The sequence below is a fragment of the Mesorhizobium sp. Cs1299R1N3 genome, assembly GCF_037179625.1.
Taxonomy (GTDB): Bacteria; Pseudomonadota; Alphaproteobacteria; order Rhizobiales; family Rhizobiaceae; genus Mesorhizobium; species Mesorhizobium salmacidum.
This window is the reverse complement of the sequence record NZ_JAPYKQ010000003.1, coordinates 446,180-462,349: the sequence shown is the minus strand read 5'-3', so window position 1 is coordinate 462,349 and position 16,170 is coordinate 446,180. Positions and strand designations below refer to the sequence as shown.

At 62.5% G+C, this 16,170-nt stretch carries 16 protein-coding genes; 8 read left to right on the top strand and 8 right to left on the bottom strand.

Going from position 1 to position 16,170, the window contains the following annotated elements; genetic code table 11:
- Window positions 1-2: 2 nt before the first annotated feature.
- Window positions 3-1,484: a glucosamine inositolphosphorylceramide transferase family protein gene (locus O7B34_RS10760; RefSeq protein WP_337146068.1), complete on the bottom strand. Its 1,482-nt coding sequence runs from the start codon at window positions 1,482-1,484 to the stop codon at window positions 3-5.
- Between the two features lie 237 nt (window positions 1,485-1,721).
- Here O7B34_RS10760 and O7B34_RS10755 point away from each other — a divergent pair, with 237 nt between their 5' ends.
- Window positions 1,722-2,153: a cupin domain-containing protein gene (locus O7B34_RS10755; RefSeq protein WP_337106340.1), complete on the top strand. Its 432-nt coding sequence runs from the start codon at window positions 1,722-1,724 to the stop codon at window positions 2,151-2,153.
- Between the two features lie 82 nt (window positions 2,154-2,235).
- Here the strand turns inward: O7B34_RS10755 and O7B34_RS10750 are convergent, their stop codons facing one another.
- Together O7B34_RS10750 and O7B34_RS10745 are read right to left on the bottom strand one after the other, a co-directional pair.
- Window positions 2,236-2,691 carry a carboxymuconolactone decarboxylase family protein gene (locus O7B34_RS10750; protein ID WP_337146067.1) on the bottom strand — a complete coding sequence of 152 codons (456 nt, stop codon included), beginning with the start codon at window positions 2,689-2,691 and terminating at the stop codon, window positions 2,236-2,238.
- Between the two features lie 103 nt (window positions 2,692-2,794).
- Complete coding sequence (locus O7B34_RS10745; protein WP_337146066.1) at window positions 2,795-3,223, bottom strand: SRPBCC family protein; 429 nt, start codon at window positions 3,221-3,223, stop codon at window positions 2,795-2,797.
- A 208-nt stretch (window positions 3,224-3,431) separates the two neighbouring features.
- Between O7B34_RS10745 and O7B34_RS10740 the strand changes: the two genes are divergently transcribed.
- A complete protein-coding gene (locus O7B34_RS10740) occupies window positions 3,432-4,184 on the top strand; it encodes a copper homeostasis protein CutC (RefSeq protein WP_337146065.1) in 753 nt (250 codons plus the stop codon).
- Window positions 4,181-4,669, top strand: coding sequence for a GNAT family N-acetyltransferase (locus tag O7B34_RS10735; RefSeq protein WP_337146064.1), 489 nt, complete (start codon window positions 4,181-4,183; stop codon window positions 4,667-4,669). The genes O7B34_RS10740 and O7B34_RS10735 overlap by 4 nt, the downstream gene beginning before the upstream one ends.
- Window positions 4,670-4,691: 22 nt before the next feature.
- Here the strand turns inward: O7B34_RS10735 and O7B34_RS10730 are convergent, their stop codons facing one another.
- From O7B34_RS10730 to O7B34_RS10715, 4 genes are all read right to left on the bottom strand, one after another.
- The gene (locus O7B34_RS10730) at window positions 4,692-5,714 is read right to left on the bottom strand and encodes an acyltransferase family protein (RefSeq protein WP_337146063.1); all 1,023 of its coding nucleotides are present in this window, start codon (window positions 5,712-5,714) and stop codon (window positions 4,692-4,694) included.
- 263 nt (window positions 5,715-5,977) lie between these two features.
- Window positions 5,978-6,775 carry an FAD binding domain-containing protein gene (locus O7B34_RS10725; protein WP_337146062.1) on the bottom strand — a complete coding sequence of 266 codons (798 nt, stop codon included), beginning with the start codon at window positions 6,773-6,775 and terminating at the stop codon, window positions 5,978-5,980.
- A gap of 118 nt (window positions 6,776-6,893) precedes the next feature.
- On the bottom strand, window positions 6,894-9,242 hold the full coding sequence (locus tag O7B34_RS10720; RefSeq protein ID WP_337146061.1) for a xanthine dehydrogenase family protein molybdopterin-binding subunit: 2,349 nt from the start codon (window positions 9,240-9,242) through the stop codon (window positions 6,894-6,896).
- A 98-nt stretch (window positions 9,243-9,340) separates the two neighbouring features.
- Complete coding sequence (locus tag O7B34_RS10715) at window positions 9,341-9,841, bottom strand: (2Fe-2S)-binding protein (RefSeq protein WP_337146060.1); 501 nt, start codon at window positions 9,839-9,841, stop codon at window positions 9,341-9,343.
- A gap of 311 nt (window positions 9,842-10,152) precedes the next feature.
- Here O7B34_RS10715 and O7B34_RS10710 point away from each other — a divergent pair, with 311 nt between their 5' ends.
- Window positions 10,153-11,289 carry an FIST signal transduction protein gene (locus O7B34_RS10710; protein ID WP_337141814.1) on the top strand — a complete coding sequence of 379 codons (1,137 nt, stop codon included), beginning with the start codon at window positions 10,153-10,155 and terminating at the stop codon, window positions 11,287-11,289.
- 10 nt (window positions 11,290-11,299) lie between these two features.
- Window positions 11,300-12,640, top strand: a complete 1,341-nt coding sequence (locus tag O7B34_RS10705) for a hybrid sensor histidine kinase/response regulator (RefSeq protein WP_337146059.1) — start codon at window positions 11,300-11,302, stop codon at window positions 12,638-12,640.
- A 24-nt stretch (window positions 12,641-12,664) separates the two neighbouring features.
- On the opposite strand, the gene O7B34_RS10700 is transcribed toward O7B34_RS10705, so the two are convergent.
- Window positions 12,665-13,348 (bottom strand): response regulator transcription factor, encoded by a 684-nt coding sequence (locus O7B34_RS10700; protein WP_337146058.1) that lies wholly within the window; start codon window positions 13,346-13,348, stop codon window positions 12,665-12,667.
- A 220-nt stretch (window positions 13,349-13,568) separates the two neighbouring features.
- On the opposite strand from O7B34_RS10700, the gene O7B34_RS10695 reads away from it, so the two are divergent.
- The 3 genes from O7B34_RS10695 to O7B34_RS10685 all read left to right on the top strand — a co-directional run bounded on the left by O7B34_RS10695 (window position 13,569) and on the right by O7B34_RS10685 (window position 16,150).
- Window positions 13,569-14,267 (top strand): fumarylacetoacetate hydrolase family protein, encoded by a 699-nt coding sequence (locus tag O7B34_RS10695; RefSeq protein ID WP_337146057.1) that lies wholly within the window; start codon window positions 13,569-13,571, stop codon window positions 14,265-14,267.
- Window positions 14,264-14,914: a maleylacetoacetate isomerase gene (gene maiA / locus O7B34_RS10690; RefSeq protein WP_337146056.1), complete on the top strand. Its 651-nt coding sequence runs from the start codon at window positions 14,264-14,266 to the stop codon at window positions 14,912-14,914. The genes O7B34_RS10695 and maiA overlap by 4 nt, the downstream gene beginning before the upstream one ends.
- A 195-nt stretch (window positions 14,915-15,109) precedes the next feature.
- Entirely contained in the window at window positions 15,110-16,150 is a 1,041-nt protein-coding gene (locus O7B34_RS10685) for a zinc-dependent alcohol dehydrogenase family protein (protein ID WP_337146055.1), read from the top strand.
- Window positions 16,151-16,170 lie beyond the last annotated feature (20 nt).

Below are 16,170 nucleotides of genomic sequence, written 5' to 3'. Positions count from 1 at the left end.
GGTCACACAACCCTTCGAAGCGCCGACCTGGGCGCGGGTGCACGACAGTCGATGACTTCAAGATGATCGCTGCTGTTGAGAGTATGGATCATCGGATAAGGTCTCTTTGCCGAAGCAAGAATGGGCACTGGTAAGGTCAAACGCACCTTCGTCTCGTCCAACTCGACAAGGTCGGCAAGTCCGAGCCCGCCACCATAATTGTCCGTGCCGTTCTGCAATGGCAATATGATGCGATCGCCCATGCGCACAAAACAGCCTCCGGGCCGGGCTGCGGCGCGATCGATTCTCACCGGATTGCTCCGGTGCGGGAACCATGGTCCCTCCAGGGCCTGCGCATAATAGACCACGAGGGTATCCGAGGCGCTGCCGTAGCCATCGCGTTCGGTCGCGAACAGCCAAAGCTTGCCGCCATGCTCCAGCAAGGTCGCATCGAAAAGTTCGCGATCCGGAATCAGGACCGAGTGCCGAACCCACCGGTCCGGGAACGACTCAGCCCGGTATAGAACCAGATCGCCACCCGAACCGCCCTCGGGAAGCATCCAGATCTGGCCGCCATGACTGAACACTTGCGGATAGGACAGATGATAGGGTTCCTCGATCACCACACGCGGCACGGTTGGAGCGCCGTCTCGGAAGACCTCGGTCACGGAAATCACCGCTTTGGTACTGGCATGGCAAAAGTCTTCAATGAATATGAAATATCGCCCCTGCCATTCGAACGGAAACGGATCAGCATAGAAACGATCGCCATCATCGGGCAGATCGATCCAAGGTTCTCCGGCCAGGAGACCCGTGGCCGCGACGGTCTGGCCATTGTGAAACCGGTAGCTCACCCGCCAACGATTGACGCGGAACCCCAAGCGCCTGGCCGCCCCTGCTGTTTGCCGGGGTATGGTTGAAAGAAGGTAGGTACCGATCAGCTGTCCATTGGTTGGACACTGACGCGCGCCCCCTGTCGGTTCGGATCGGGCCTTGTGGCCCTTGAGGAAATGATCCGCGGTATCCACCAGCAGTGTGCACATGCGCGCCAGAATGTCATTGAGCCCGCGAAGGATCGAAAGCCGGCTGTCGACCATGGGGGCCGCGCGCGCGATGCGTTCACCATCCAGAATGATTTCGATATCGGGAAGGCCGCCGGCCATCAACACCCGGGCTGCTTCGGCAATTGACGCGGAGCCCGCGAAGCCCGGGCGAAGGCCAGGAGAGGCAATAGGCAGCATGACGCCGGTCAGATCGATACGCAGTTCAGCGTCAGGCCGGGACCGGGACAGTTCCACGCCCTCGACAGGTTCAAGAAGGTCATGGCCCCGAATCTGCACTGCCTTGCGCTCAAGGCGCAGAATATAGCCAAGCGGCCATTGTACCCCGGGCGCCGCAACGCCGACCAGCGCAACGTCATGACCTTTCTCGGCCAGCCGCTTGGCGACAAGCATGTGCACCGAACACACATTGTCATCAGGAACAAGTATATCAATTCTGCTCATCGGGATTCCGTCAGCGAAGGTCGAGAGACTATGAGAACCAGTTGCTAAGTTCGGCTTAATACCGCGGACTCTGTAAGGTGTGTTCGGCGGTGTGCCTTCTGCCGACCACCGAGACGTGCGACAGCATGGCTTTCTCACTCGATGCCCGGTGGCAATGGGTCGAGCCATTCCGACGGTCTCACCGGCAGGCTTGCGCATGGTAAGTCTCCCGAGCAATGCTGCGGCAGTGGAGGAATCATGCGGAAAGTCCTGATAGCGGTACTGCTGGCCGCGGCTGCACTTTATGCAAATTGTGCCCTGGCATTGGACAGCAGCGGAACCCCCGTCGTCGTGACGCCACTCGCATCACGCACGACCACTGCATCAGGTCAGCCGATCACGCTGCCGCAGAAGAACGTGCAGGTGCTGGTCTCGACCTATGACATCAGGCCCGGCGCGACCTTGCCGGTCCATCGCCATCCCTTCCCGCGCTACGCCTATGTCGAGGCCGGAACATTGAAGGTCACCAACGTCGAGACCGGCAACAGCAACGTCTACAAGACAGGTGATTTCATCATCGAGATGATCGGCCAATGGCATCAGGCCACCAATATTGGTGACGGGCCGGTCAAGCTCCTGGTGATCGATCAGGTCGAGGAAGGCGCCAAGAACACGGAATTGCGCCAGTAGCCACCAAGACTATGCGCGCGCCCGAGGGCGGGAAGGCAATGCCCCGCCCGCCCTCGCCTCGCGGACCATTCGAACCAGGCGCCTAGCCCCAGGCGCCAACCGGCTGCCGGGTCGTTGCGTTCAGCCTATTGAAGGCGTTGATCAGGGCGATCTGGATGACCAGTGCGGCAAGCGCCTTCTCGTCATAATGCCGGGCCGCTTCATCCCAGACATCGTCCGGCACTGCGTCCGGCCGGTCGGCGAGCCTGGTGCCGGCTTCTGCTAGCGCCAATGCCGCGCGCTCGGCGTCGGTGAAATACGGCGTCTCCCGCCAGGCCGCTAGCGCAAAGATGCGCTCGTCCTTTTCTCCGGCCTTCTTCAATTCGCGCGCATGCATGTCGACGCAGACGCTGCAATTATTGATCTGGCTGGCGCGCAGATGAATGAGCTTGCGCGTCACATAGGGCACGTCGGCCGCCTCGGTCGACTTGTCCAGCGCCAGCAGCGCCTGCACCGAACCGGGGATGAGCGTCACCGGGTTCTTGATCCTTGCTTGCATGATCCTTCTCCTTTTGAATTGTTTCTCCGGGCGTGTTTTCCCGGCCCGGACGTCCCGCATCCAGGATTCGAACTTGATAAAACTGTTGGCTGCCTGCCGCGTATCAGGCCTGTGTTGCGGTAACCTGTTCGAGCCGTGCGAGAATGCGCGGCCAGCCACTTCCCATGCCGATATAGCCACGCTCGTCGGCCGGCCGGAATCCCGACTGCTCCATTCGCACCCGGGTCGCCACACCCTCGGGCGTCAGTGACCAGGTCACCACGGTTTTCAACCCGCTGTCCGATTCCGTCCCATCGCCCCAACTGTAGGCCAGCAGCCGCGGCGCCTCGACTTTCAGCACCACGCAGTTCGTCACGCCGGACCATCCGGGAACTGGGGTCGCACGCAGTGTGAAGCGATGCCCCTCTTGCGCAGCGAAGTCATTCTGCATGAGCCATTCGCCGACGAGTGCCGGCACGGTCAGTGCCCGCCATATCTTTTCCGCCGAATATGGAATCAGCCTTTCGACGACAATCGATTTGGTTTCCGTCATGCCTTGCTCCTCTCGTTGTTGTCGTCGTGCCACGCACGCGCAATCAATAACCCGTCAGCTATACATTGCTCATAACCATGCGGTTATGCGATTGTCAAGAAGGGAATCTGCCATCTGGTCCAAATGGCGGCATAGGGTTCACGCTTTCGCGTCAGCCGTCCTGGTGCTAGGGCTCTCCACGACATCATGAACTGGATTGCCCTTGACCATGGAAACTCGCCCGCCGCTGATCGAAATCTGTGTCGAAGGCATCGATGGCCTGCTCGCCGCGCAGGCCGCCGGCGCCGACCGGGTCGAACTCTGCGCCAGTCTGGTCGAGGGCGGCATCACGCCGAGCCTTGGCACTGTGCGCGCCGCGCTCGACCAGGCGACCGTGCCGTTCCACGTCATGGTGCGGCCGCGCGGCGGCGATTTTCTCTACAGCGAGACTGAATACCGCTCGATGCTGGCCGACGTCACCGCGCTCCGCGAGCTCGGTGTGCCCGGCGTGGTGTTCGGCTGCCTGAACGCCGACGGCACCATCGATGAGAAGCGCATGGGCGAACTGACCGAGGCCGCAGGGCCCTTGAACGTCACCTGCCACCGCGCCTTCGACATGACGCTCGATCCGGCCGAGGCACTGGAAGCGCTGATGCGCTGCAAGGTCGGTCGCGTGCTGACCAGCGGCCAGCGCGACACGGCGATCGAGGGCTTGCCGTTGCTGGAAGAGCTGGTGCGTCAGGCCGGCGACCGGATCATCATTCTCGGCTGCGGCGGGCTCGATCTCGGCAACATTGCCGAGGTGCGCGCAAGGACCGGCCTGGCCGAAATGCACTTCGCCGCCCTCAAGGACGTGCCGAGTGCCATGCGCTACCGCAATCCGAAGGTCGGCATGGGCGGCTCCGATCTCGACCGCGAGTATCGCAACACACTGACCGACACACCGCTGGTGGCGGCGACAATCGCGGCGGCCAAGGCATGACCTCTCCCATAGACCGCATAGCGCAGGACGACGAAGCCGCCATACTGGCGCTCAACAACGAGCACGCCGCCGAATTGTCGTGGCTCGAAGCCGAACGGCTGTCCTTCCTGCTCGGCGAGTCCTTCTATGCCCGCCGCATCGGCGATCTCGAAGCCTTCATCATGACCTTCGACCAGGATGCGAATTACGACAGTCCGAACTTCGTCTGGTTCCGCGAGCGCTACGAACGCTTCATCTATGTCGACCGCGTCGTCGTGGCGGCGCACGCAAGAGGCCGCGGCCATGCTCGCCGGCTCTATCGGGACCTGTTCAACCAGGCGGAGAGCGCCGGCCATACACTGGTCACCTGCGAGGTCAACATCGACCCGCCCAACCCCGCCTCGGATGCCTTCCACGCCGCTCTCGGCTTCGCCGAGGTCGGCGACGCGGTGATCCATGGCGGCAAGAAAGCGGTGCGTTATTACGTCAGGCAGATCGCCGCCTGATCCGATGGCGCTCGGCGCTCATTCACCAATTGCGGTTGAGCCATTCGCGCGCTGGGCGCTCGATGAGGTAGTAGCTGCAGAGCGCGCAGGCAAAAACCCCGGCCAGCATCGGCCATGGATTGCTGCCCTGCTCGTATACGAACTTGTAGAAGGGCTGCTGCCACAGATAGAGCGAATACGACCACAGACCCAGTGTCGTCATCGGCAGGGATGACAGCCATCCGGACAAGAACCGCGTGCTGAAATCCAGCGCATTGATAGCAGTCGCCAGCAATGGCACCGCGACCAGGTAGTGGATCGGTGTCGGTACTGAATCCATGAACAGGAAAACCGCGCCGACGGCCGCCGCAACGGCGACATAGGGCCCCTTCAACAAGGCCGGCAGCTTGCCGTCGGCCTTGAGCAGGCAGACCGCGGCCGACAGCAGGATCGAGGCGATGTGCACATCGGTGCGCCAGTACGTGGCTTCATAATCCATGTGCAGGAACCAGTAGGAAACCGCGCCATTGGCCATGGCCAGCAAGGCCAGGACCAGCAGCAGCGGGACGACACGGCTGCGGCTGGCAACCATTGCGCTGATCGCCGCCAGGATGATGTAGGCATGCTCTTCGATACAGAGCGACCAGATGTGGTCGAGTGCCCCGGCCCGGTTCAGGAGAATTCCGGCATAGTTGTAGGTGAATGTCAGCGCCGTCAGGGCCGCCTTCCATTTGAAGACGATGAACGTGCCTGAGAGCGCGATCATGGCGACGACGACAAAGACCAGAAGCGCCGGATAGATGCGCGAGAAGCGGCGTTTGAAGAATTTCTTCAGCGGATAGCGTTCGATGAACAGGATTTCGGCCATCAGCCGGCCGCTGAGCACGAAGAAGAATTCGACGCCCAGCACGCCCAGGTTGATTCCAGGAACGGGAAAAAAATGCCCAATCAGCACCAGGGCGATCGACAGGCCGCGCCAGCCGTCGAGATAGGCCAGCCTTGTCCTGGCCGATCGGTGGACCATCGTTTGGGACGGAACCAAATGGGTCGCGGAAATTTCGGACATGCCGATCCCTTCGCATTGATATGCGAAAGGGCACGGCTGCACGCATTCCGAACCCGGCTCGCATTCCCCGCCCGCCCCATACTGCAGTGCAATATAAGTTTGTGCAAGTGCGAGATTAGCGCCGGTGCATTCCCGGGCAGGCATGGGTCGGAATCGTTTCAAGCAAACATGGGATGCGGCGGTCGGGAACCGGGCAGCTACAGGCGCTAGGAACGAAAAAGGGGCCGTGACAGCCCCTTTCCTTGTCCGCAATCGATCTTGCGTCAGGCGTTGGCTGCCGCCACCGCGCGCTTGGCCATGACCGCGATCAGGTTGGCGCGGTAGTCGGCGGAAGCGTGGAGGTCGCTCATTAGGTTCTTCGCAGGCACTTTCACGCCATTGAGCGAGGTGGCATCGAAGCTCTTGGCAAGTGCCGCCTCGATCTCCTTCGAACGGAAGACGCCGTCATCGCCGGCGCCGGTGACGGCAACGCTGACGCCGTCCTTGCCCTTGGCCACGAACACGCCGACGATCGCGTAGCGCGAGGCCGGGTTGCGGAATTTTTCGTACGCAGCCTTTGCCGGCGCCGTGAAGGAGACCGCCGTGATGATCTCGCCGTCCTTCAAGGCCGTCTCGAACAGCCCCTTGAAGAATTTGTCGGCTGATATTTCGCGCTTGTTGGTGATGATGGTGGCGCCCAGCGCCAGAAGTGCGGCCGGATAATCCGCCGCCGGATCGTTGTTGGCGATCGAACCGCCGATCGTGCCCTTGTGGCGTACCGCCGGATCGCCGATCAGCGACGCCAGATGGGCAAGCGCCGGGCAGGCCTTGCGCAGCTTCTCGTCATTGGCGACGTCGAAATGCGTGGCGGCGGCGCCAATCGTGACCGTCTTGCCTGACACCTTGACGCCCTGCAGGTCCTTGATGCGTGACAGGTCGACCAGGTCGGAAGGGGCCGCCAGCCGCGTCTTCATGGCGGGGATCAAGGTCATGCCGCCCGACAGCAGCTTGGCGTCGCCGCTCTTCACGAGCTTGGCGGCTTCAGTGACCGAGGCGGCACGGTGATAGTTGACCGAGTACATTTGTCTTCCTCCCTTTTGGAAAAAGAGCGAATAGGGAGTAGCGAATAGCGAGTAGGAATCATCCGTCGCACCGCCCTCTCTGTTCCCTATTCGCTACTCCCTATTCGCTATTCGCTCTTCAATGCTTCGCGGCGCGGATCGCGGCCCACACGGTCGACGGTGTGGCCGGCATGGCGATATCGGCGATGCCGATGGCATCGGTGATGGCATTGATCACGGCCGGCGGCGAACCGATGGCGCCGGCCTCGCCGCAGCCCTTGATGCCGAGCGGATTGCTCGGACATGGCGTGTTCGACGTCGAGACCTTGAACGACGGCAGGTCGCCGGCACGCGGCATGGTATAGTCCATGTAGCTCGCCGTCAGCAGCTGCCCGCTGGCGTCGTAGTGAGCGCCTTCCAGCAGCGCCTGGCCAACGCCCTGGGCGATGCCGCCATGCACCTGGCCTTCGACGATCATCGGATTGATGATATTGCCGAAATCGTCCGCCGCCACGAACTGGACGATCTCGGTCGTTCCGGTTTCCGGATCGATCTCGACCTCGCAGATGTAGCAGCCCGCCGGAAAGGTGAAGTTCGCCGGATCGTAGAACGCCGTTTCCTTTAGTCCTGGTTCCATGCCGGCCGGCAAATTGTGCGCGGTATAGGCGGCCAAAGCCACCTGGAACCACGGCAGGCTCTTGTCGGTACCGGCGACCTTGACTTCGCCATTCTCGATGACGATGTCGCCCTCGTCGGCTTCGAGCAGGTGAGCGGCGATCTTCTTGGCCTTGGCCTCGACCTTGTCGAGCGCCTTGGCGATCGCCGACATGCCGACCGCGCCCGAGCGCGAGCCGTAAGTGCCCATTCCCATCTGCACCTTGTCGGTGTCGCCGTGGACGATCGACACCGAATCGATCGGCACCCCGAAACGCTGGTTGACCAGTTGCGCGAAGGTCGTCTCGTGCCCCTGGCCATGGCTGTGCGACCCCGTCAGCACCTCGATGGTACCGACGGCATTGACCCTTACCTCAGCCGATTCCCACAGGCCGACGCCGGCGCCAAGCGAGCCGACCGCGGCCGACGGGGCGAGACCGCAGGCCTCGATGTAACAGCTCATGCCGATGCCGCGCAGCTTGCCCTTCCTGGCCGCGTCCGCCTTGCGCTTGCCAAAGCCGGCATAATCGGCGGTCTTCATGGCCGCGTCGAGCGAGGTCGCATAATCGCCGGCGTCATAGTTCATGATCACCGGCGTCTGGTGCGGAAACGTCGTGATGAAGTTCTTGCGCCGCAGTTCGGCCGGAGACACGCCGAGCTCGCGTGCAGAGGCTTCCATGGTGCGCTCCAGAAGATAGGTGGCTTCCGGCCGCCCTGCCCCGCGATAGGCATCGACAGGTGCCGTGTTGGTGTAGACGGTGCGCACATTGGCGTGAATGGCCGGGATGTCGTACTGCCCTGACAGCAGTGTCGCGTAGAGATAGGTCGGCACACAGGACGAGAACAGCGACATGTAGGCGCCGAGATTGGCGATGGTGTCCACCTTCAGCCCGGTGATCCTGTTGTTCTTGTCGAAAGCCATTTCCACGGTCGAGACGTGGTCGCGGCCATGCGCGTCGGTGAGGAAGCTTTCGGTGCGATCGGCGACCCATTTGACCGGCACGCCGGTCTTCTTCGAGGCCCACAGGCAGACGATTTCTTCCGGGTAGATATAGATCTTGGAGCCGAAGCCGCCGCCGACATCCGGCGCGATCACGCGCAGCTTGTTTTCTGGTGCGACGTTGTAGAAGGCGCTCATCACCAGCCGCGCGACATGCGGGTTCTGCGATGTCGTCCAGCAGGTGTAATGATCCTCGGCCTTGTCGTAATGGCCAAGAGCCGCGCGCGGCTCCATTGCGTTCGGCACCAGCCGGTTGTTGACGATCTTCATGCGGGTGACATGCGCCGACGCCTTGATGGCGGCATCGGTCGCCTTGGCATCGCCGATCTCCCAGTCGAAGATCAGGTTGTTCTCGGCCTCGGCATGGACCTGCGGCGCGCCCTTTTCGAGCGCCTTGGTCGCGTCGACGACGGCCTTCAGTTCCTTGTAGGTGATGTCGACCGCCTCGGCCGCATCGCGTGCCTGGCCCTTGGTTTCGGCCACCACCACCACGACCGCATCGCCGACATAACGGACCTTGTCGACGGCCAGCGGCGACCATGCGCCCATCTTCATGGGCGAACCGTCCTTGGAATGGATCATCCAGCCGCAGATGAGGTTGCCGATACCGTCCGCCTTGAGCTCCTTGCCGGTCAGCACGCCAATGACGCCCGGCATGCCTTGAGCCGTTTTCACGTCGATCTTCTTGATCTGCGCATGCGCGTGCGGGCTGCGCACGAAGGCTGCATGCTTCATGCCGGGCACCACCATGTCGTCGACATAGCGGCCGGCGCCGGTGATGAACCTTTTGTCTTCCTTGCGCGCGACCCGAGCGCCAACACCTTCGATGCCCATGCAGAGATTCCTCCCGAAAAAGTGAATAGGAAGTAGTGAGTAGTAAGTATAGCCGCCGGTTCAGACCGACTACTGACTACTCACTACCCGCTCTTCTCTCACGCCGCCTGTTTCGCCTTGTCCTTGGACCCCTTCGACATCGTCTTCGATGCGGCGAGGATCGCCTTCACGATGTTGTGGTAGCCGGTGCAGCGGCAGATATTGCCTTCGAGTTCTGCACGCACCGTGGCCTCGTCGAGGCCTTCGGGATGACGGTTGATCATGTCGATTGCGGCCATGATCATGCCTGGCGTGCAGAAGCCGCATTGCAGACCATGATGTTCCTTGAAGGCCGCCTGCACTGGATGCAGGTCGGCGCCGTCGGCGAGGCCTTCGATCGTAACCACGGTCGATCCGGACGCCTGGACCGCGAGCATGGTACAGGACTTGACCGCCTTGCCGTCGACATGCACGACGCAGGCTCCGCACTGCGAGGTGTCGCAACCGACATGGGTGCCGGTCAGGCCGAGATTCTCCCGCAGGAAATGGACGAGCAGCGTTCGATCCTCGACGGCAACGCCGATCCGCTTGCCGTTCACCATCAACGAAACGTCCGACATAGCCCCTCCCTGGGTGTCAACCTTGGTCATCAGGTTGCCGACGCGCCGCTGGCACTTCGGCCATGCGTTAGTCGTACACCGCACAACGCACAAAAAACAACACGAGGGAAAAGTCGGATCATTGTACTTTCGGCCATGGCCAAGGGACCAAAGTGCATTTTTCCGGCCCCATTGCCAAAACGCCTCCTGGCGGCAAGAATGCCTTCGTCGCCCGCGCGCCAGAAGCACTTGAAAAGCCGCGCACAAGAAGGCGTCGGAGGAAATGCGGGAGAACGCCGCTGACCAGTTCACTGACGCGCTACGCATGCGGGTTGTCGGCGCTGACCACGGACGAGCCCGACCCGGACGTCTTCGCACGCGCGGTAGCCGCCGAGGCCGCTGCCATCGATGCCGGCTTTGCCCTCGTGTTCTTTTCCCAAAGCCTCGTCGAGGCAAGCACCCTCTCGCAGGCGCTCACGACGTGCGCGCCGGGGCTCCACCATGCCGGCTGTTCCACCGCCGGCGAGATCACGCCGCAGGGGCTCGAGGAAGGCCATATGCTGGCGATGCTGCTGCCCTCGGCGTCCTTCACGGCGGTCAGCACCATGGTCGACAATTTGTCGACATCGGGCATGGACAGGATCACCGAAGAGGTCGAGGCCCTGCGGCGCACGCTGCGCGCCCGGCCCGGCGGCGAGCAGACCAGGAACACCTTCGCGCTCTGCTTCATCGACGGGCTGTCCTACGCCGAGGAAGCGGTGAGTTCGGCCATCCACTGGGGTCTTGACGACATACCGCTGCTCGGCGGCTCGGCCGGTGACGATTTGAAATTCGAGACGACGCGTCTGATCTCGAACGGCGCCGTCACTTCGGACAGCGCCATCATCGTGCTGATCGCCACGGAAATTCCGTTCCACGTCTTCAAGACCGACAACTTCGTTCCCACCGACGAAAAGCTGGTGGTGACCGCGTCCGATCCGGATCATCGCATCGTGCGGGAGTTCAACGCCACCAATGCGGCGGAGGAATATGCCGCTTCCGTCGGCATCCTCCCGCAGACCCTGACGCCGCTGAGCTTCGCCTCGCATCCCGTGGTGGTGAAGGTGGGCGGAGAATATTACTGCCGCTCGATCCAGAAGATGCACGCGGATGGCTCGCTGTCGTTCTTCTGCGCCATCGACGACGGTGTCGTGCTGTCGATCGCCCAGCCCAAGGACATGGTGGAAGCGACACGAGCGGCATTGCGCGAGGTCGAGGAAAGGCTGGGTGGTATCGATATGATTCTTGGCTTCGACTGCGTGCTGCGCCGGCTGGATGCGCGCAACCGGCAGGTCTTTCGCGACATTTCGGAGCTCTACAGGGTCAACAATGTCATCGGCTTCGGCACCTATGGCGAGCAATATCGGTCGATGCACCTGAACCAGACTTTCACCGGCATCGCCTTCGGTGACCGGCAAGCGGCTGAATAGGCGCAACAAAATGCCGCTCAGGGACATAAACGATCTCGACAGGCTGAAGAAGATCAACGCCGCCCTGGTCAGCCGCGTCGAGCGCTCGATGGACCAGCAAGGCAATGCCTTTTCGTTGTTCCAGACCGCGATCTCACTGGAAAACCGGGTGCGCACGCGCACCGAGGAACTGCATTCGACCTTGCGCAGGCTGGAACAGTCGAACATCGACCTCAGCGCCGCCAAGGAGAGTGCCGAGCTGGCGAACCTGTCCAAGACAAGGTTCCTCGCCGCCGCCAGCCACGACGTGCTGCAGCCGCTGAACGCCGCCCACCTCTCCGTCTCGGCGCTCGCCGAGGTGCAGACCAGCGAGGAGGGAAAAAAACTGGTTCGGCAGGTCGAGCGCTCGCTGGAGACGATGGAAGACCTACTGCGCACCTTGCTCGACATTTCCAAGCTTGACGCCGGCGTGGTCCAGCCCGACATCGGCGATGTCAGCCTGGAGGCGTTGTTCTCGTCGCTGCGCTCGGATTTCCAGCCCGTGGCGGAGTTGAAGGCGCTGTCGCTGAAATTCCGGCCGGTCAATGCGGTGGTCCGCTCGGACAGGACCTTGCTGCGCCGCATCCTGCAGAACATCCTCTCCAACGCGCTGGGCTATACCCGTTCGGGTGGCGTGCTCGTCGGCACACGCCATCGCGGCGACACCATCCGCATCGATGTCGCCGACACGGGCTGCGGTATTCCCGAGGACCAGCGCGAAGCGGTGTTCGAGGAATTCCATCGCGGCACCTCGCCGGCCAATGCCGAACTCGATGGCGGCGGGCTTGGGCTCGGGCTCGCCATCGTGCGCCGCATGGCCGGCGCGCTCGGCCACCCCGTGACGTTTTCATCCAAGGTTGGCCGCGGCACCATCTTCCACATCGATGTCCCCGTCGGCCTCGGCGTGCCGGCCGATGCCATCGCCAGCGCCGCCAGCCTGGAACGGCCGCGCGGCTACGGCCTGTTCGGCACCAAGGTGCTGCTGGTCGAGAACGATGCCGAGGTGCTGGAGGCCATGACCTTCCTGCTTGAGCGCTGGCAGTGCCTGGTGCGGGCCGCGACCTCGACTGACGATGCGCTGGACATGCTCGGCGATACCGACTGGGTGCCCGACATCGTCATCGCCGACCAGCATCTCAACGGCGGCGACCTCGGCACCGCCACCATATCGGAGGTCCGCGACTATCTCGGCCGCGCCGTGCCGGCGCTGATCGTCACCGCCGACAGTTCCGAAGCCGTGGCCAAGGCAGCGCGCGCCGGCGGCATCGAACTGATGCGCAAGCCGTTGAAGCCCGCGCAACTGCGCGCGCTGCTGGCGCATTTGCTGGCTTAGAGTCCCCAGCGGAGGACTAATGGCTCAAAAACCGGCCTGATCGCGAAACAGCTCGGCATTGTCCAGCTTCGACACCTCGATCACCGCTTGCGTGCGGCTGTAGACGTTGAGCTTGCGCAGGATCTCCGAGACATGCGCCTTCACCGTGGTCTCGCCGACCTGTAGCTCGAAGGCGATCTGTTTGTTGAGCAGGCCCTGGCGCAGCATCTGCAGCACGCGCAACTGCTGCGGCGTCAGCTTGGAGAGGCGCTGGAGCATGTCGGCGCGATCGGCACTGTCGGCGCCCGGCGGCAGGCCCTCATAGGTTTCCGGCACATAGATCGCGCCGTCCATCACCGAGCGGATTGCCGCGGCGAGATCGCTCTTGCGCGCTGATTTCGGGATGAAGCCGGCAGCGCCATAGGACAAGGCCTCGGAGATGATCCTCGGCTCCTCATAGCCCGACACGATCACCACCGGCAGGCGCGGATAACGGGTCCTGAGCTGCAGCAGCCCGTCGAAGCCGTGCACGTCGGGCATGCTGAGGTCGAGGAGCGCCAGGTCGAAAGGCTTTGCATCGGCCAGCAGATCCAGCGCCTCGGTAATCGATCGCGCTTCGACCGTGTCGACCTCGGGATAAGCCATTTGGACGGCGCTGTGCAGCGCCTCGCGAAACAGCGGATGGTCGTCGATGATAAGAAACCGGACACGATCGGTGGGAGGGGTCATAGGGCTCGTTCCGGTTTACCGGGCACACCATAGTCTCCTGACCATGGCCGGATTATTGGCAAATAGTCTATCGCCTGTTGACGGGATTCATCGCAGCAAAAAGATCGGAAGCCCTGAATTCCTCATCCAGCCGCGGCAAAGCCCATGCTTTATGAAAAGCGACGCCTTGCCCGACCCCCGAAATCGGCCGAATGTATCGCCATCATACGCAGAGATCGCCATGACCGCCTTTGTCCTTCCCGTCCCGCCAACGCCTTCTGTCGCCATTGCGGGTTCCGGCGAACGCTTTGCCGTGCGGCGCATCTTCTGCGTCGGCCGCAATTATGCGGCGCATGCGCGCGAATTCGGCAATGACGAGCGCGATCCGCCTTTCTTCTTCACCAAGCCGACCGACGCGGTGGTCGATTCCGGCACTCATATCCCCTATCCACCGCTGACCGAAAATCTCCACTTCGAGATCGAGCTGGTGGTGGCGATCGGTACATCGGGCTTTCGCATTTCCCGCGACAAGGCGCTGGACCATGTCTGGGGCTATGGCGTCGGCATCGACCTCACCCGGCGCGATCTGCAGGATGCCGCCAAGAAGGCGGCGCGGCCCTGGGATTGGTCGAAGGCGTTCGACCGTTCCGCGCCCTGCGGTCCGCTGGTTGCCGCGCGGAAATCCGGGCACCCGGCGAAGGGTCGTATCTGGCTCGCCATCGACGGCGCGGTGAAACAAGATGCGGACCTCGCCGAGCTGATCTGGCCGATTGCCGATATCGTCTCGATCTGCAGCGAAGGCGTGGAATTGCAGGCCGGTGACCTGATCTTCACCGGCACGCCGGCCGGTGTCGGCGCGGTCAAGCCGGGTGAAACGATATCAGGCGGCGTCGACGGCATCGGCACGATCGAAGTGACCATCGGCCAGCCGAAGCCATGAGCGACATCGTCCTGCACAACTACTTCCGCTCTTCCACCTCGTATCGGGTGCGGATCGCCCTGGAGATTAAAAGGGTGGGCTATGACTACATCCCGCATCACCTGCGTCACGGCGAGCATCTGGAGGCGGCCTATCTCGCGGTCAATCCGCAGGGGCTGGTGCCGGCGCTGATCTGGAGGGACGGCATGCTCCTGACGCAATCGCTGGCAATCATTGAATTTCTCGACGAGACCATACCTGAACCTCCGCTATTGCCGAAAGACCCGCCCAGCCGGGCACGGGTGAGAATGCTGGCGCAGATCATCGCCTGCGACATCCACCCGGTGAACAATCTGCGCGTGCTGACCTCCCTGCGCACCCTGTTCGGCGCCGGCGACCAGGATGTCGCCAACTGGTTCCGGCATTGGGTCAATGAAGGCTTTGCGCCGCTCGAGCAATTGCTGACGGCTTCGCCCGAAACCGGCACATTCTGTCACGGCGACACGCCGGGACTGGCCGACATCTGCCTTGCCGCGCAAGTCACCAGCAATGCCCGCTTTGGCGTCGATATGATGCCCTATCCGACGATTTCGCGCATCAATGCCGGCTGCATGGCACTGCCGGCCTTCCAGAAAGCCGCGCCACAGAACCAGATCGATGCCGAATAGAGAAGCCAGCGATGCCGACGAGGCAAAGGTGCTGGCCGATATCGAGGCGTAGGGCTGCCATATCCTGTACGTGCTGGAAGAAGACGACGAACCGCCATTCACCTCCTCCGTTGGCATCGCGGGATCGATTTCCGCTTGACCGGTCAGGGAATCGGTTATCGTTTCCCACGTGCAGTCTCAAGGGTGGAGTGACCGATGAAAGCCGTCGTCTTCGAGAAATTCGGCGAAGCGCCGACCATCCAGACCGTGCCCGATCCGAAGCCGGCTGCCGATGGCGTCGTCATCAAGGTCGAGGCGACGGGGCTCTGCCGCAGCGACTGGCACGGCTGGATGGGCCATGACGCCGATATCCGCCTGCCGCACGTGCCGGGCCATGAACTGGCGGGAATCGTCGTCGCCGCCGGCAAGCACGTCACCCGCTGGAAGGCGGGCGAACGCGTCACCGTGCCGTTCGCCGTCGGTTGCGGCCACTGCTTCGAATGCACATCAGGCAATCATCAGGTTTGCGAACATCAGTCTCAGCCTGGCTTCAACGCCTGGGGCTCGTTCGCCGAATATGTCGCCATCGAACACGCCGACACCAATCTCGTGCGCCTGCCCGACGAAATGGAATTCGCCACCGCCGCCAGCCTCGGCTGCCGCTTCGTCACGTCGTTCCGCGCCATCGTCGACCAGGGCCGGGTGACGCCGGGCGAATGGGTGGCGGTGCATGGCTGCGGCGGCGTCGGCCTGTCGGCGATCATGATCGCCAGTTCGATGGGCGCCAATGTCATCGCCATCGATCTCACCGACGAGAAACTGGACTTCGCCAAAAAAATCGGTGCCGTGGCGACCATCAACGCCTCCACGACGCCGAACGTCGTCAAGGCGGTCAAGCAGATCACCAATGGCGGCGCTCACATGTCGATGGACGCGCTCGGCCACCCCACGACGTCCTTCAACTCGATCGCCAACCTGCGCCGACGCGGCCGTCACGTGCAGGTCGGCCTGATGCTGGGCGAGCATGCCCGACCGCAAGTGCCGATGGACAAGGTGATCGCCTTCGAACTCGAAATCCTCGGCAGTCACGGCATGCAGGCCTATCGCTACCCCGCGATGATGGAGATGATCCGCCACGGCAAGCTCAAGCCCGAACTGCTGGTCGGCAAGAAGATAAGCCTCGACGAGGCGCCAGCAGCCTTGATGGCGATGGGCGGTTTCGAGGGCATCGGCATCGGCGTGGTGACGAAGTTCTAAGGTCGAGACTCAATCACAGC

Excerpts from the sequence above, each read along its gene's own strand:
- O7B34_RS10720 (WP_337146061.1), bottom strand. The coding sequence starts at position 9,242 with ATGGGCATCGAAGGTGTTGGCGCTCGGGTCGCGCGCAAGGAAGACAAA.
- O7B34_RS10745 (WP_337146066.1), bottom strand. The coding sequence starts at position 3,223 with ATGACGGAAACCAAATCGATTGTCGTCGAAAGGCTGATTCCATATTCG.
- O7B34_RS10685 (WP_337146055.1), top strand. The coding sequence starts at position 15,110 with ATGAAAGCCGTCGTCTTCGAGAAATTCGGCGAAGCGCCGACCATCCAG.
- O7B34_RS10700 (WP_337146058.1), bottom strand. The coding sequence starts at position 13,348 with ATGACCCCTCCCACCGATCGTGTCCGGTTTCTTATCATCGACGACCAT.
- O7B34_RS10755 (WP_337106340.1), top strand. The coding sequence starts at position 1,722 with ATGCGGAAAGTCCTGATAGCGGTACTGCTGGCCGCGGCTGCACTTTAT.
- O7B34_RS10735 (WP_337146064.1), top strand. The coding sequence starts at position 4,181 with ATGACCTCTCCCATAGACCGCATAGCGCAGGACGACGAAGCCGCCATA.
- O7B34_RS10760 (WP_337146068.1), bottom strand. The coding sequence starts at position 1,484 with ATGAGCAGAATTGATATACTTGTTCCTGATGACAATGTGTGTTCGGTG.
- O7B34_RS10730 (WP_337146063.1), bottom strand. The coding sequence starts at position 5,714 with ATGTCCGAAATTTCCGCGACCCATTTGGTTCCGTCCCAAACGATGGTC.
- O7B34_RS10705 (WP_337146059.1), top strand. The coding sequence starts at position 11,300 with ATGCCGCTCAGGGACATAAACGATCTCGACAGGCTGAAGAAGATCAAC.
- O7B34_RS10725 (WP_337146062.1), bottom strand. The coding sequence starts at position 6,775 with ATGTACTCGGTCAACTATCACCGTGCCGCCTCGGTCACTGAAGCCGCC.
- maiA (WP_337146056.1), top strand. The coding sequence starts at position 14,264 with ATGAGCGACATCGTCCTGCACAACTACTTCCGCTCTTCCACCTCGTAT.
- O7B34_RS10750 (WP_337146067.1), bottom strand. The coding sequence starts at position 2,691 with ATGCAAGCAAGGATCAAGAACCCGGTGACGCTCATCCCCGGTTCGGTG.
- O7B34_RS10740 (WP_337146065.1), top strand. The coding sequence starts at position 3,432 with ATGGAAACTCGCCCGCCGCTGATCGAAATCTGTGTCGAAGGCATCGAT.
- O7B34_RS10715 (WP_337146060.1), bottom strand. The coding sequence starts at position 9,841 with ATGTCGGACGTTTCGTTGATGGTGAACGGCAAGCGGATCGGCGTTGCC.
- O7B34_RS10695 (WP_337146057.1), top strand. The coding sequence starts at position 13,569 with ATGACCGCCTTTGTCCTTCCCGTCCCGCCAACGCCTTCTGTCGCCATT.